The following is a 14,355-nucleotide window of genomic DNA, read 5'->3' as shown; positions in this document are numbered from 1 at the left end:
CAGCCCTCAGCGCATTCGGAACAGCTGTGGGCCGGCTGCGATCAGAAGGGCGGCGGGTCGTAGGGCGGTGGATGGGGTGGTGGGGGTCGCAGGCCCGGTGGTCGGGTGGTGCGGGTGATCCCGGTCGGGCTGGTGACGTGCAGGGTGCCGTCGGGGTCCATGCGGAAGGTCCAGCCGCGGGCGAAGGTCTTCAGCCGGTGGTGGGACCGGCACAGGCAGCACAGGTTGGCGCACGAGGTCTCACCGCCGCAGGAGTGCGCGATCACGTGATCCAGATCCGCCCAGCCGACCCGCTGCCCGCAGTTGGGCGTCCGGCAGGTGCGGTCCCGGGTCGTGACGAGCGTCTTCTGCCGGCCGGTCGGCGTGTAGGCGTGCGTGTCCGCCGCCATCCCGAGCACCGGACACCCGCAGTCACCCTCCCCCTCCCCGTCGGGGTGGTCGGGACAGCCCTTTTTCGCGATCCGCAGCAGTTCGGCGACGGTGGTGGTGGCCAGCAGCCGCCCGTCGGCGTCGGTGATCGCGAACACCAGGCTGCCGCCCTCGGGACAGGTCAGGCCGAGCGAGCCGATCCGGGCCAGCAGCTCCCGGACGTGCGCGGCGGTGATCGTCAGCCCGTTCACCGACCCGGCCTGCACCGAGGGTCCGGTCAGCGAGTCCAGGGTGGCGGTGATCGTCAGGTGCGCGGCCACCCCGGGTTGGCCGTGCCCGCCGGGGCGGCGCAGCAGAAGGGAGAACAGCTCGGCGCGGAGCTGCCGGATCGGCCGCTCGTCACCGTCGGCCTTGGCCATCTTCGCCAGCTCGTCGAGCACCGCGTAGGCCTCGCCGGCCTCGTCGGCGGCCAGGTCCGCCCCGAGAGTGGCCCGCCCGTCGGCGCCCGGCTGCAGGAACACGTCCGCGTTCCGCTCGGCCTCGGCCCGCCGCTGCTCGACCGCGGTGGCGTCCAGCTCGGCCAGCAGCTCCAACGCCCGGGCCTTCAACCGCGCCACCGACAGGTCGCAGGCTTCGGGGAGGAGGATCGTCTCCACCGCCTGCGCGAGTTCCGGGCTGGTGGACTGCAGCACCTCGGCCAGCACCCCGGCCCGGCGCTCGTCGATCTCCCCGCGGTGCAGCGCCGTCAACGTGGCCGGCAGGTTCTGCGACCAGGCGTAGGCCCGCCGGGTGCGGAACGCGGCGGTGCCCCGACCCACGTTGAGCACGTGCGCCAGCCCATCGGGAAAGAACTCGCTCACCCCGGCAAACTCCGGGGCGGTCTTCCGCCAGGTGCGGCTGCGCGCCCCCGGGCTGTCCGGGCCCGGGTCGTCGACGTCGGGGCGCAGCTGCGCCAGCCGCACGATCAGCTCCGCCTCACGCGCAGCATCCCGCGCCCGGTTGCGCTGGATCCGCGTCAACTCCGCGGCGACCTCCGCATCGCCCAGCCAGCCCGCAGGCAGCCGCGGACCCGGCTCCGGCCGGCACACCACCCAGTCGAACAGCATCTGCTCGACCCGGGAGGTACCCGCCCACCGCTGCATGACCCGAACATAGGTTCGACATCTGACAGTTTCGGTCTCGGCCTACTCTGGCGACCGTGCCGTCGTCCCTGATCCTGTCCCGCCGCGACCTCGACTTCCTGCTGCACGAGTGGCTCGACGTCGAGTCGATGACCAAGCGGCCACGGTTCGCCGAGCACTCCCGGGAGACGTTCGACGCCGTCCTCGATCTGGCCGAACAGATCGCCACCGACCACTTCGCGCCGCACAACCGCAAGGCCGACGAGAACGAGCCGCGGTTCGTCGACGGCAGGGTCGAGATGATCCCGGAGGTCGCGAAGGCGCTGAAGGTCTTCACCGACGCCGGGCTGATGGCCGGGTCCTTCGACGAGGAGTACGGCGGCATGCAGCTGCCGCACACCGTGGGCCAGGCCGTGTTCGCCTGGTTCAAGGCGGCGAACGTCGGCACGTCGTCCTATCCGTTCCTGACGATGGGCAACGCCCGGCTCCTGCTCGCCCACGGCAGCCAGGAGCAGATCGACACCTACGTCCGACCGGAGCTGGAGGGCCGCTGGTTCGGCACCATGGCGCTGTCGGAGCCGCAGGCCGGCTCGTCGCTGTCGGACATCACCACGCGGGCGGAGCCGCAGGACGACGGCACGTACCGGCTGACCGGCAACAAGATGTGGATCTCCGCCGGCGACCACGAGCTGACCGAGAACATCGTCCACCTCGTCCTGGCCAAGATCCCGGGTGGGCCGCCCGGCGTGAAGGGCATCTCGCTGTTCGTCGTCCCCAAGTTCCTGGTGCAGGACGACGGCTCCCTGGGCGAACGCAACGACGTCGTGCTGGCCGGCCTGAACCACAAGATGGGCTATCGCGGGACGACGAACACCCTGCTCAACTTCGGCGAGGGCGTGCACCGGCCCGGCGGGAGGCCCGGCGCCGTCGGCTACCTGGTCGGCGAGCAGCACCGCGGCCTGACCTACATGTTCCACATGATGAACGAGGCCCGGATCGGCGTCGGGATGGGCGCGACCGTGCTCGGCTACACCGGCTACCTGCACGCGCTGGAGTACGCGCGCACCCGCACGCAGGGCCGGCCGGCCGGCGCGAAGGACCCGGCCTCACCGCCGGTGCCGATCATCGAGCACCCCGACGTGCGGCGGATGCTGCTGGCGGCGAAGTCCTACGCCGAGGGCGGGATGGCGCTGGGCCTGTACTGCGCGCGACTGGTCGACGAGGAGCAGACCGCGGAGACCGAGGAGGATCGCGCCCGCGCGCACCTGCTGTTGGAGATGCTGACCCCGATCGCGAAAGCCTGGCCGTCGCAGTGGGGACCGGTCGCCGACGACCTCGCCATCCAGGTGCACGGCGGCTACGGCTACACCCGCGACTACCCCGTCGAGCAGTTCTACCGGGACAACCGGCTCAACCCCATCCACGAGGGCACCAACGGGATCCAGGCGCTGGACCTGCTCGGGCGCAAGGTGGTCATGCAGGGCGGCGCAGGGCTCGCGCTGCTGGCGGAGACGATCGGCGCCACCACGGCGCGGGCCGGGGGCACCGGGTGGGCAGGCTTCGCCACCGACCTCGACGCCGCGCTCGCGCGCCTCACGGCGGTGACAGGGACGCTCTGGGGCACCGGCGACGCGGACCTCGCGCTGGCCAATGCGCACGTCTACCTCGAGGCGGCCGGCCACCTCGTGGTCGGCTGGCTCTGGCTGGAGCAGGCGCTCGCCACCGGTGAGCACCGCAGCGACTTCCACGAGGGCAAGCGGCAGGCGGCGCGGTACTTCTGGAAGTGGGAGCTGCCGCGCGTCCACCACCGGTTCGACCTGCTCGAGTCGCTGGATCGGACGGTGCTGGACGCCGAGACCAGCTGGTTCTGAGCCCCATCGAACGACCGAAGCCCCGCTCGCTCCGGGCGGAGCGGCGGGGCTTCGGTAGGTCGTGCCATGAATGCGCTACACGCTCACGGCGCCCATCGCGTCGGCGTGCGCGGGCAGCGCGGCGGTGTTCCGCTCCTCGCGCTCACGCTCGTACCGGGCGGTGGACTGCGTGCCCATCGCGATGACCAGGGCGGTCAGGACCAGGAACCCGAGAAGGGTCAAGGCCGGCCACACCATCATCTGTCTGCTCCCCCATTGCTGTTCGGATGACTCCGCCGGGTTCACGGGCGGAGCACGTCGTCGAGGGAGTCATCCCCCATCGGACGAGGTCTCAATCGTCGAATCGTGTACTTCACCTGACCGTGTGTGAGCAGCGTCACGAGGCGTAGCCCGATAACGGCGGCCCGTCGCGGATTCCCCCGGGTTCCCGAGCGCTGGACATCGGCTGGTGTGGGGCACGACACGCCGGGGCGCACGGGCAGCGGCATGGAACACGATCCTCCGGGGAACCGCTGCGGCGACGCCCCATCGCCCGACCGGAGGACCCCCATGGCCCGAGCCACCGGCTCGCACAGCCGCACCGCGGACACGAAGTTCACGGAGAACCGCGCCGGCGATCCCGCGCCCGAGACCGATGAGATCAGCGGGACCCGTGCGGACTACGCACCGACCGGCACGGATCCGAAGCCGACGACCGGTGGCACCCTCAAGCGGACGCTCAAGGAGTTCAGCGAGGACGGCCTGACCGACTGGGCCGCCGCGCTCACGTACTACGGCGTGCTGGCGATCTTCCCCGCGCTCGTCGGGCTGCTGTCGATCATCGGCCTGCTGGTCGACCCGAAGACCCTCACCGACGCGCTCACCTCGGTGGTTCCGGGTAGCGCCTCCAGCGCGCTCACTCCCGTCATCCAGCAGTTGGCCAGCAACGACAAGGCCGCCGGCTTCGGCCTCGTCCTCGGTCTCGCCGGCGCCGTATGGTCGGCGTCGGGCTACGTGGGCGCGTTCACCCGGGCGGCCAACGTCGCGTACGAGACGCCCGAAGGCCGCAAGATCTGGAAGCTCAAGCCGCTGCAGCTGCTGATCACCCTGGTCGGCATCCTCTTCGCGGCGATCATCCTGGCCACGCTCGTGCTCAGCGGGCCGGTCGTCGACGCCATCGGCTCCGCCCTCGGGATCGGGGAGACCGGTCGGACGGTCTGGAACATCATCAAGTGGCCGATCGCGCTGGTGATGCTCGCCCTCATGATCGCCGTCCTCTACTACGCGACGCCCAACGTCCGGCTGCGCGGGTTCAAGTGGGTGAGCCCGGGTGCCGCGGTCGCCATCGTGGTCGCCATCGTGGCGTCGGGCCTGTTCGCGGTCTACGTGGGCAACTTCGGCAGTTACAACAAGACCTACGGGGCGCTCGCCGGCGTGATCGTCTTCCTCATCTGGTTCTGGCTGATCAACCTCGCCCTGCTCTTCGGCATCGAGCTGGACGCCGAGATCGAGCGGACCCGGGAGCTGAAGGAGGGTGTGCCGCGCGCCGAGAAGGAGATCCAGCTCGACGCGCGGCAGGACCCGAAGCCGCAGCAGACGTCGTGAGCGACGCGGCGGCGTCAGGACGCAGGCGGAGCGGCGCGCTCGCCTGACGCCGCCGAGTGCAGCCGGTCGACGAGCCGGTCCATCGCGCTGGGGCTGTCACCGGGGCGCAGCGGCCCGGAGGGCATCAGCACCCAGAGCAGCAGGTAGACGACGAGGCCGGCGCCGCCGGCGACGGTGAGGCCGACGAAGCCGACCCGCCACAGGACGGGGTCGATGCCGCTGTACTCGGCGAGGCCGCCGCAGACACCGCCGAGCATCTTCTCGGTGCCGCTGCGGCGCAGCTGCGGACGTGCGGTCGGCTGGTCGGGCGACGGGGTGGAGAACGGTGCGGATGTCATGAGCACGAGCTTGCGTGCCGGCGGGCCCCGCGCCTATCGGGGAAGACCCCGATCCGTCCCTGGTTCCATGGTCGGGGTGGCGGGTAGGGGCCGCCCATGAGCGCCGCAGAGAACATCGTCACCTCGGACTTCTACGACCTCGAAGGCCTCCTGGACGACGACGACCGGGCGCTGCTCCACCGGGTGCGGACCTTCATGGACACGCAGGTGGAGCCCGTCATCAACGACTGGTGGACGCGCGGCAAGTTCCCGATGGACCTGATCCCCGGGCTGGCCGAGCTCGGCATCGCGGGCACCCAGTACTCGGGGTACGGCTGCCCCGGACGCTCGCCGCTGACCGACGGCATGATCGCGATGGAGCTGTCCCGGGGCGACCCGTCGATCTCCACCTTCATGGGCGTCCACGGCGGTTTGGCGATGGGCACGATCTACCTCTGCGGCTCCGAGGAGCAGAAGGAGCGCTGGCTCCCCGCGATGGCGCGCATGGAGCTGATCGGGGCGTTCGGGCTCACCGAGCCCGACCACGGGTCGGACATCGCGCGCGGGGTGCGGACGACGGCACGCCGCGACGGCGACGGGTGGGTGCTCGACGGCCAGAAGAAGTGGATCGGGAACGCGAGCTTCGCCGACCTCACCATCATCTGGGCCAAGGACGTCGACACCGACCGCGTGCTGGGCTTCGTGGTGGAGAAGGAGACCCCCGGCTTCTCGACGGTCGACCTCGAGGACAAGATCGCGCTGCGGGCCGTGCAGAACGCACTGATCACGCTGGAGGGCGTGCGGGTGCCGGAGGAGAACCGGCTGCAGGAGGCACACAGCTTCCGCGAGACGGCGAACGTGCTGCGGATGACCCGGGCCGGGGTGGCCTGGTCGGCCGTCGGCTGCTCCCGCGGCGCCTACGAGCACGCCCTGCGGTACGCGATGAACCGCACGCAGTTCGAGAAGCCGATCATCGAGTTCCAGCTGGTGCAGGACCTGCTGGTACGGATGCTCGGCAACATCACCGCGTCGGCCGCGATGTGCGCCCGGCTCTCGCAGCTGCAGGGTGCCGGCCGGATGGCGGACGAGCACGCCTCCATGGCCAAGGCGTTCTGCACGGTGCGGATGCGGGAGACCGTCGGATGGGCACGGGAGCTCATGGGCGGCAACGGCATCCTACTGGAGAACCACGTGGGCCGGTACGTCGCCGACGCCGAGGCCATCTACTCCTACGAGGGCACCCGCGAGGTCAACACGCTGATCGTGGGTCGGGCGGTGACCGGCGCCAGCGCCATCGTCTGAAAGAGGATCCCCTCCTCCCCACCCTTCGCAGGCTCGGGGCGGCCCCCGCGAGGGGGCCATTACTGGCGGTCCCACCACTTCCGGGCAGCCTGGGCCGGCGTCAGCCCCTCGGTCTCCACTGCCCGGTTGAGCGCCACCAGCTCCTCGGTCGTCAGCCGGGCGCTGGTGTGGTCGAGGGCGTCGCGCAGCCGGTGTCCCTGCCGGTCGAGCACGGCGGTGCGCACCAGGGGCACGACGTTCTCCCGCGGCTGCAGCCCACGGTCGTCGACCAGCAACAGCACCGGCGCGGAGCCCACCCGGGCGTCGGTGGTCTCCAGCAGTCCCACGTCGATCTCCCCGGCGGCCAGAGCCTCGACCGTTGCCGCCCGCGAGGGCATCGTGCGCACCTGGCCGAACCGCAGGCCGTAGACCTTGCGCAGGCCGGGCAGGCACAACGGCCGGTCGGCGCACTCGGGCGGCCCGCCGAAGACCAGTCGGGGGGCCAGTGGGACGAGCTCGGACAGGCTGCCCACCCGGTGCTCGGCGGCGAAGGCGGTGGCCACGGCGAAGCCGTTCTGGTCCTCGGCCGGCGCGGCGCCCAGGACGGTGACCCCGCGGCCGGCCAGCGCGTGCGACAGGCCCTCCCGGAGCTGTCCGGGATCGTCCGCCGGCGGGACGCCGACGAACCGCGACGCCGTCCCCAGGTAGTCGACGACGACGTCGACCACGCCCTGCTCCAGCGCCGGGACGACGATCTCGCGGGTGCCGACGCCGGGGTCGACCGTCACCCGCAGCCCCGCGCGGCGGGCCGCCTCCGCGTAGACGGCGACCAGGACCCGGTTCTCGGAGAAGTCGTAGGAGGCGAACCGGATGCTCCCGTCCGGCGCCGGCGTGGGAGCCGCGGAACAGCCGGCCAGCAGCACCAGTACGACCGCCACTGCGCAGCGGATCGCCCGGAGCACTCGCACGACGCCTCCCTCCAGACGGGAGGGAGCCAGGTTAGCCGTGCCGGGAGGGCCCGAGGGGGTATCGGACGTCCCCGGTCCGGAGGACCATCCATCGCCATGGCGACACTGCCCCCGGCAGTGACCGCGACGGGGACGGTCACCCGCCCACAGCCTCCGGCGCTGCGCCGCGTCCGCCGGCGCCGCCGTCCCTCGGGCGAGCCACCTCCGCTGCCGCGGCACCTGAACGCGTCCGGCAAGTGGTGGCTGGCGGCGTTCGGCGCCGTCGTCCTCGCGTGGATCGCCGTGGCCGTGACCGGGAGCGCGTCACTGTTCGACGCCGCCGACACCCGGGTGCTCCAGGCGTTCGCGCAGGTGCGCTCGCCGACGCTGACCCGCGTGGCCCTGATCGCCGGCGGCCTGGCCACCCCTGTGGCGGTGTACGTCCTCTGGGTCACCAATTTCGCCGTGCTGATCGTGCTGCGGCGGTGGCGGCACCTGTTCGTCTGGATCGGCGTAGGGCTGCTGATCGTGAGCCTCGGCTCGGGTCTGCTCACGCTGCTCCAGCGACCGCGGCCCTACGAGGTCCAGTTGCTCGGCCGGTGGGCCGGGTACTCGATGCCGTCGCTGCCGCTCATGGTGCTCAGCGCGTTCCTGGTGAGCACGCTCTACTCGATGGTCCCGGCGGGCCGGTTCCGGACGTTGGGCAAGTGGGTCATCGCCGGGCTGCTGGCGGTCACCGCGCTGTCCCGGCTCTACCTCGCCCAGGACCACCCGACCGACGTCCTCGCCGGCGTCGTCCTCGGGGTGGCGGTCTCCCTGGCCGCGTTCCGCTGGCTGGCCCCCAACGACGTGTTCCCGGTCACCTATCACCGCGGCCGCACCGCCCATCTCGACGTCACCGGGCCGCGCGGCGAGGCGATCGTCCGTGCGCTGCAGGACCAGCTCGGCCTGCTCGCGACGTCGGTGCAGCCCTTCAACCTGGCCGGCTCGGGCGGCTCCACCCCGCTGCGGATCTGCGTCAAGTCCGACGACGGCGACACCTACGTGTTCGCGAAGCTCTACGCGGCCACGCACGTCCGCTCCGACCGCTGGTACAAGCTCGGCCGCACCCTGCTGTACGGCCGCCTCGAGGACGAGCAGCCGTTCCACAGCGTCCGCCGGCTGGTGCAGTACGAGGACTACGTCCTGCGCCTGATGAACGACGCCGGGCTGCCCGTGTCGCACCCGCTGGGCATCGTGGAGATCACGCCGGAGCGGGAGTACCTGCTGGTCACCGAGTTCATCGCCGGCTCCCGGGAGATCGGCGAGGCCGACGTGGACGACTCGGTCATCGACCAGGGACTGTCCGCCGTCCGCCGGATGTGGGAGATCGGCCTGGCCCACCGCGACATCAAGCCGGCCAACCTGCTCGTGCGCGACGGGCAGCTCGTGATCATCGACACCGCCTTCGCCGAGGTGCGGCCGAGCCCATGGCGTCAGGCGGTCGACCTGGCCAACATGATGCTGGTCCTGGCCCTGCGCACCGACGCCGAGCGGGTGTACCGGCGGGCCCGCCGGCAGTTCACCGACGAGGAGATCGCCGAGGCCTTCGCCGCGACACGTGGGCTGACGATGCCCACCCAGCTGCGGCGGATGCTCCGGCAGCAGGGGCGTGACCTGCACGCGGAGTTCCTCGGGCTGCTCCCCTACCGGCTGCCGCCGGTCCGGATCCAGCTGTGGAGCTGGCGCCGGGGGATGCTCACGATCGCCACCCTCTTCGGCGCGCTGCTGGCCGTGATGATCGCGATCAGCGTGCTGGGACAGCCGCTGTGAGGGCGGCCCGCGCCGCGGCGGTGCCGGTCCTGACCGTCGCGGGACTGCTCACCGGCTGCGCGAGCGACTCGACGGCCATCACCTCGCCACCGCTGTGCGCGGCGCGCTCCCACGGAGCCGACAACAGCGTGATCCTCATGGCCCAGTCCGTGCCGACGGCGACCTGGGTCCCGTGCATCAGCAGTGCGCTGCCCCTGGGCTGGACGTTCCACCACCTGGACGCCCGCAACGGCGTCTCCCGGTTCTGGCTGGACTCCGACCGGGACGGCCAGCAGGCCGTCGAGGTCCGGCTCGAGAAGTCCTGCGACACCGCGGGCGCCACCGAGGTCCCCAGCGACCGCGAGGGCATGACGCGGCTGGAACGGGTCGACCGGATCAGCCCGGCCTATGCCGGACAACGCTTCTACCTGTTCGACGGCGGCTGCCTCACGGTCGTGTTCGCCCTCGATGGTGACAACGCGGGCGAGGCCCTGGCGCTCTCCTCCCAGGTGGTCGGGGTGATCCCCCGCACCGACCTCGCCGCGCAGGTGCGGCAGGAGAGCGGGGGACGGCTGTCCCTCGACCCGGGTGCGAAGGACGGCGGGTGAGCCGTGGCCACCGTCGAGTCGTCCTCGACCGGCCGCCGGCCCACCTGGCGGCGGGTACTGCCGCCGGTGCTGTCGCTGGTGCTCGTCGGCGCGGTCTTCTTCTGGTTCCTGCCGCAGTTCACCAGCATCTCCGGCATCTGGACGACGGTCCGCGACATGAGCGGGCTGCAGATCGGCGTCCTGCTCGCGGCGGCGCTCTGGAACCTGGCGACCTACCAGTTCGTCATGGTCGCGACGACGCCCGGCATGAACCTGCGGCAGGCGACGGTGTCGACCGAGACGACGACGGCGGTGTCCAACACGGTCGTCGGCGGGGCGGCGATCTCGCTGGGACTGACGTACGCCATGAACACCTCGTGGGGGTTCTCCCGCTCGCGGACGACGGTCTCGCTGCTGGTGTCGGGGCTGTGGAACAACTTCGTGAAGCTCGGGCTGCCGGTGCTGGCGCTGGTCCTGCTGGCGTTCTCGTCGCCGCCCACCCCGGGTCGGGTGCTGTCCGGCCTCCTGGGCGTCGGCGCGCTGGTCGCCGCGGTGGTGCTGCTCGGCCTGCTCCTGCGCAGCGAAGCGGCCGCGGCACGCATCGGCCGCGGCGCCGCGGCGGTCGTGTCGGCGCTGCGCCGGCCGTTCGGCGGCGGTCCCGTGACCGGCTGGGACCGGGCGACGGCGAAGTTCCGCGAGCGCACCGTGCTGCTGCTGCACGCCCGCTGGCACTGGATCACCCTCGCGACGCTGGTCAGCCACCTGTCGCTGTTCGCCGTCCTGCTGCTGACCCTGCGCATCACCGGGGTCGGCGCCGCGGAGGTGAACCTGGCCGAGGCGCTGGCCGTGTTCGCCTTCGCCCGCCTGCTCACCGCCGTCCCGTTCACGCCCGGCGGGCTCGGGATCATCGAGGTCGCGCTCATCACCGGGTTGGCGGCGGCCGGCGGCGAGCGGGTGGAGGTGGCGGCCGCCGTCCTGATCTTCCGGGCCCTGACGTACGTGCTGCCGATCCCGCTCGGGCTGGCCACCTACGTCTTCTGGCGGCGCAACCACTCCTGGCGGCGTGCGCCGAACACCGCCCCGCGCACTCCCCTCGTGCCGGAGTCGGTGTGACCGCGATCGCGGCACCCGGACGGCGGTCGACCCGGTCGTGGTCGGACGGCGTCCTGATCGCGGTCGGGGCGCTCGTGCTCGTGCTGGCGGCGCTGCCGGTCCACCGTTCCTCGGTGTCGCCGGCGGAGGCCGCCGTGTTCTCCGTGCTGAACGGCACCACCGTGCTGCCGTTCGCCGTCGTCTGGACCGTCATGCAGCTCGGCAACGTCCTCGTCGTGCCCGCCTCGGTCGTGGTCGCCGCGGCCCTGCGCCGGTGGCTGCTCGCGGTGCAGTTGCTCCTCGCGGGCGCGGGCACCTACGCGGCGGCCAAGGTCGTGAAGGGGCTGGTCCCCCGCGGCCGGCCGGACGGCCTGCTCTCCGGCGTCGTGATCCGCGGTGCCGAAGCCCTGGGCCGCGGCTTCGTCTCGGGCCACGCCGCCACGCTCGCGGGGCTCGCGACGGTGGCCTGGCCATGGCTGGGGCGCCGCGCGCGGATCGTCGTCGTCACGCTGGTGGTCGTCGTCTGCCTGACCCGGGTCTACGTCGGCGCCCACCTGCCCCTCGACCTGGTCGGCGGGGTCGGGCTGGGCGTCGCCGTGGGCGGGTGCGTCCGGCTCCTGCTGGGACACCCGCGCTGAGGCCCTGCCGTCGGGCGACCGGCCTGCCCTGTTCCGCAATCTGTGGTTGAGTGATCGGGGTCACGGAAACGCCTCGGGGGACGGCGCAGCGGACCTTTCCCCGGGAGCCGTCCCGCTGCCGCGCGTCCGGAGGAGAGTCCCGATGGCCCAGCCCGCCACCACCACCCGCCCGAAGAAGGCTGCGAAGGCCGCGCCGGAACCCGAGCGCCCCGGGCCGGCCGAGTCGTCCGGGGACGCCGCCGAGGCCGTGATGGGCCTGGACATGGTGCTCGTGGACGCCGCCCGGGGACCCCTGCGCCGGCTCGTGCCCCCGGCGGGCACCGCCCTGCGCTTCGGGTCCGCCCTGGCTCAGCAGCCCGGAACGGTGGTCAAGCGGGCCGGCGAGTTCGTCCGCGAGCTGGGCAAGGTGGCCGCCGGCAGCTCGGAGCTCGCGCCCGGGAAGAAGGACAAGCGCTTCGCCGACCCGGCGTGGACCGGCAACCCGCTGCTGAAGCGCGCCATGCAGGCGCACCTGGCCACGGCGCGCGCCGCGTGGGAGCTGATCGAGGACGCCGACCTCTCCTGGCAGGACGACGAACGGATCCGGTTCACCGCCACCAACATCGTCGACGCCCTCGCCCCCAGCAACGTGCCCGTGCTCAACCCGCTGTCGGTCAAGGCGGCCATCGACACCGGCGGCGCCAGCGTGGTGCGCGGCGTGCGCCAGATGCTGCGCGACCTCACCACGCCCCCGCGGGTGCCGTCGATGATCGACCCGGACGCGTTCACCGTCGGCGAGGACCTCGCCCACACCCCGGGGGCAGTGGTCTTCCGCACCGACGTGTTCGAGCTGATCCGCTACACGCCGACCACGGAGAACGTGCGCGCCGTCCCGCTGCTGATGGTGCCGCCGACGATCAACAAGTTCTACATCGCCGACCTCGCGCCCGGCCGCAGCATCGTCGAGCACTACGTGTCGGCCGGCCAGCAGGTCTTCATGATGTCCTGGCGCAACCCCGACGAGCGGCACGCGGGGTGGAACCTCGACACCTACGGCCAGGCGATCATCGACGCGATGGACGCCGTCCAGCGTGTCACCGGTCAGGAGAAGGTGTCGCTCCAGGCGTTCTGCTCCGGCGGCATCATCACCACGATGCTGCTGGCCCACCTGGCCGCCACCGGGGGGCTGGACCGGGTCGCCGCGCTGAGCCTCGCCGTCACCGTCCTGGACTGGTCGAAGGCCGGCACGGTGGGCGCGCTCATGGACGAGGAGTCGGTGAAGGCCGCCACCGAGAAGTCGCGCCGCAAGGGCTACCTGGACGGCGCCCAGCTGGCCGAGGTGTTCGCCTGGCTGCGGCCCAACGACCTGGTGTGGAACTACTGGGTGAACAACTACCTGCAGGGGAAGCGGCCCCCCAACTTCGACATCCTCTACTGGAACGCCGACACGACGCGGATGTCGGCGGGGCTGCACCGCGACTTCATCGACATCGCGATCGGCAACGCCCTGACCGAGCCGGGCAAGGCGACGATGCTCGGCACCCCGGTCGACCTGTCCACGGTCGACGTCGACTCCTACGTCACCGCCGGCATCGCCGACCACCTGTGCCCGTGGCAGGCCTGCTACCGCACCACGCAGCTGCTCGGCGGTGACAGCCGGTTCATCCTGTCGACCAGCGGGCACATCGCGTCGCTGGTCAACCCGCCGGGCAACCCGAAGTCGACGTTCCAGGTCGCGGAGTCCAACCCGCCGAGCGCCGAGAAGTGGCTGGCGAACGCCGAGACGGTGCAGGGCTCCTGGTGGCCCGACTTCATGACCTGGCTCGGCGAGCGCTCCGGCGAGGAGGTGCCGGCGGCATCCGTCGCGGCCGATGTGGAGGAGCTGGCGGCGGCGCCCGGCACGTATGTCTTCGACAAGTAGTCGGGAGTACGTCCGGACGGTCACTGCGGCCGGCCGGACGCTGCGCGTATCCGTCCGGCCCGGCACGGACTCGAGCGTGACGCCGTTCCTGCTGATGAACGGCATCGGCGCCAGCCTCGAGGTGCTTCAGCCCTTCCTCGACGCCCTCGATCCGCGGCGCACGGTGATCCGCTTCGACGTCCCGGGGGTGGGCGGCTCCCCGCGGCCGGTGGTGCCCTACAACCTGTTCACGTTCAGCCCGGTGGTCGCCGGCATGCTCACCCGGCTCGGATTCGACGGGCAGCTCGACGTCCTCGGGCTGTCCTGGGGCGGCGGCCTCGCCCAGCACTTCGCCGTCCAGTACCGGAACCGGGTGCGCCGGCTCGTGCTGACCGCCACCGCCACCGGGTCGCTCATGGTGCCGGCCGACCCGCGGGTGCTGGCCCACATGCTCACGCCGCGTCGGCACCGGGACCCGGAGTACGCGCGCAGCATCGCCGGGGAGATCTACGGCGGCACGATGCGCACGCACCCGGAGCGCGCCGCGCAAGCGTTGCACTCGGCGACCCGGCTCGGCCCGCGGCGGGGCTACTACTACCAGCTGGCCGCGAGCACCGGCTGGAGCAGCCTGCCGTTCCTGAAGCTCATCCGGCAGCCCACGCTGCTGGTCATGGGGGACGACGACCCGATCATCCCGGCGGCGAACGCACGGATCATGGCCCGCCTGCTGCCGAACGCCCGGCTGCACCTCTATCCGGGCGGCCACATCGCGCTGATCACCGAGGCCGACGTGCTCGCGCCGGTCATCGAGGAGTTCCTCGACGCCTGAACCGCCGATGAACACCTGGTTCTCGACATGCGCGGGACGGCCCGGCGCG

General features: G+C 72.0%; 13 protein-coding genes. 9 read left to right on the top strand and 4 right to left on the bottom strand.

Annotated elements, in window-relative coordinates; translation table 11 throughout:
* Positions 1–41 precede the first annotated feature (41 nt).
* Positions 42–1,511, bottom strand: a complete 1,470-nt coding sequence (locus AC2H4J_RS12075) for an HNH endonuclease signature motif containing protein (RefSeq protein WP_487465119.1) — start codon at positions 1,509–1,511, stop codon at positions 42–44.
* A 56-nt stretch (positions 1,512–1,567) separates the two neighbouring features.
* Between AC2H4J_RS12075 and AC2H4J_RS12070 the strand changes: the two genes are divergently transcribed.
* A complete protein-coding gene (locus AC2H4J_RS12070; RefSeq protein WP_487465118.1) occupies positions 1,568–3,361 on the top strand; it encodes an acyl-CoA dehydrogenase in 1,794 nt (597 codons plus the stop codon).
* 75 nt (positions 3,362–3,436) lie between these two features.
* On the opposite strand, the gene AC2H4J_RS12065 is transcribed toward AC2H4J_RS12070, so the two are convergent.
* Entirely contained in the window at positions 3,437–3,583 is a 147-nt protein-coding gene (locus tag AC2H4J_RS12065) for a hypothetical protein (RefSeq protein WP_487465117.1), read from the bottom strand.
* Positions 3,584–3,910: 327 nt separating this feature from the next.
* Here AC2H4J_RS12065 and AC2H4J_RS12060 point away from each other — a divergent pair, with 327 nt between their 5' ends.
* A complete protein-coding gene (locus AC2H4J_RS12060; RefSeq protein ID WP_487465116.1) occupies positions 3,911–4,945 on the top strand; it encodes a YihY/virulence factor BrkB family protein in 1,035 nt (344 codons plus the stop codon).
* Between the two features lie 14 nt (positions 4,946–4,959).
* Here AC2H4J_RS12060 and AC2H4J_RS12055 read toward each other — a convergent pair whose 3' ends face one another.
* Positions 4,960–5,283: a PspC domain-containing protein gene (locus AC2H4J_RS12055; protein WP_487465115.1), complete on the bottom strand. Its 324-nt coding sequence runs from the start codon at positions 5,281–5,283 to the stop codon at positions 4,960–4,962.
* Positions 5,284–5,379: 96 nt separating this feature from the next.
* Here AC2H4J_RS12055 and AC2H4J_RS12050 point away from each other — a divergent pair, with 96 nt between their 5' ends.
* Positions 5,380–6,564, top strand: coding sequence for an acyl-CoA dehydrogenase family protein (locus AC2H4J_RS12050; RefSeq protein WP_487465114.1), 1,185 nt, complete (start codon positions 5,380–5,382; stop codon positions 6,562–6,564).
* Positions 6,565–6,623: 59 nt separating this feature from the next.
* Here AC2H4J_RS12050 and AC2H4J_RS12045 read toward each other — a convergent pair whose 3' ends face one another.
* Positions 6,624–7,511: an ABC transporter substrate-binding protein gene (locus tag AC2H4J_RS12045; protein WP_487465113.1), complete on the bottom strand. Its 888-nt coding sequence runs from the start codon at positions 7,509–7,511 to the stop codon at positions 6,624–6,626.
* 96 nt (positions 7,512–7,607) lie between these two features.
* Here AC2H4J_RS12045 and AC2H4J_RS12040 point away from each other — a divergent pair, with 96 nt between their 5' ends.
* From AC2H4J_RS12040 to phaZ, 6 genes are all read left to right on the top strand, one after another.
* Positions 7,608–9,302 carry a phosphatase PAP2 family protein gene (locus AC2H4J_RS12040; protein ID WP_487465112.1) on the top strand — a complete coding sequence of 565 codons (1,695 nt, stop codon included), beginning with the start codon at positions 7,608–7,610 and terminating at the stop codon, positions 9,300–9,302.
* The gene (locus tag AC2H4J_RS12035) at positions 9,299–9,889 is read left to right on the top strand and encodes a hypothetical protein (protein WP_487465111.1); all 591 of its coding nucleotides are present in this window, start codon (positions 9,299–9,301) and stop codon (positions 9,887–9,889) included. The genes AC2H4J_RS12040 and AC2H4J_RS12035 overlap by 4 nt, the downstream gene beginning before the upstream one ends.
* A 3-nt stretch (positions 9,890–9,892) precedes the next feature.
* Positions 9,893–10,981: a lysylphosphatidylglycerol synthase transmembrane domain-containing protein gene (locus tag AC2H4J_RS12030; protein ID WP_487465110.1), complete on the top strand. Its 1,089-nt coding sequence runs from the start codon at positions 9,893–9,895 to the stop codon at positions 10,979–10,981.
* Positions 10,978–11,598, top strand: coding sequence for a phosphatase PAP2 family protein (locus tag AC2H4J_RS12025; RefSeq protein ID WP_487465109.1), 621 nt, complete (start codon positions 10,978–10,980; stop codon positions 11,596–11,598). Before AC2H4J_RS12030 ends, AC2H4J_RS12025 begins: the two co-directional genes overlap by 4 nt.
* A gap of 142 nt (positions 11,599–11,740) precedes the next feature.
* A complete protein-coding gene (locus AC2H4J_RS12020) occupies positions 11,741–13,498 on the top strand; it encodes a PHA/PHB synthase family protein (protein ID WP_487465108.1) in 1,758 nt (585 codons plus the stop codon).
* On the top strand, positions 13,449–14,306 hold the full coding sequence (gene phaZ, locus AC2H4J_RS12015; protein ID WP_487465107.1) for a poly(3-hydroxyalkanoate) depolymerase: 858 nt from the start codon (positions 13,449–13,451) through the stop codon (positions 14,304–14,306). Before AC2H4J_RS12020 ends, phaZ begins: the two co-directional genes overlap by 50 nt.
* Positions 14,307–14,355: the final 49 nt, after the last annotated feature.

This window comes from Blastococcus sp. OS1-29, from assembly GCF_057628075.1.
This window is presented reverse-complemented; position numbering and strand designations above follow the sequence as displayed.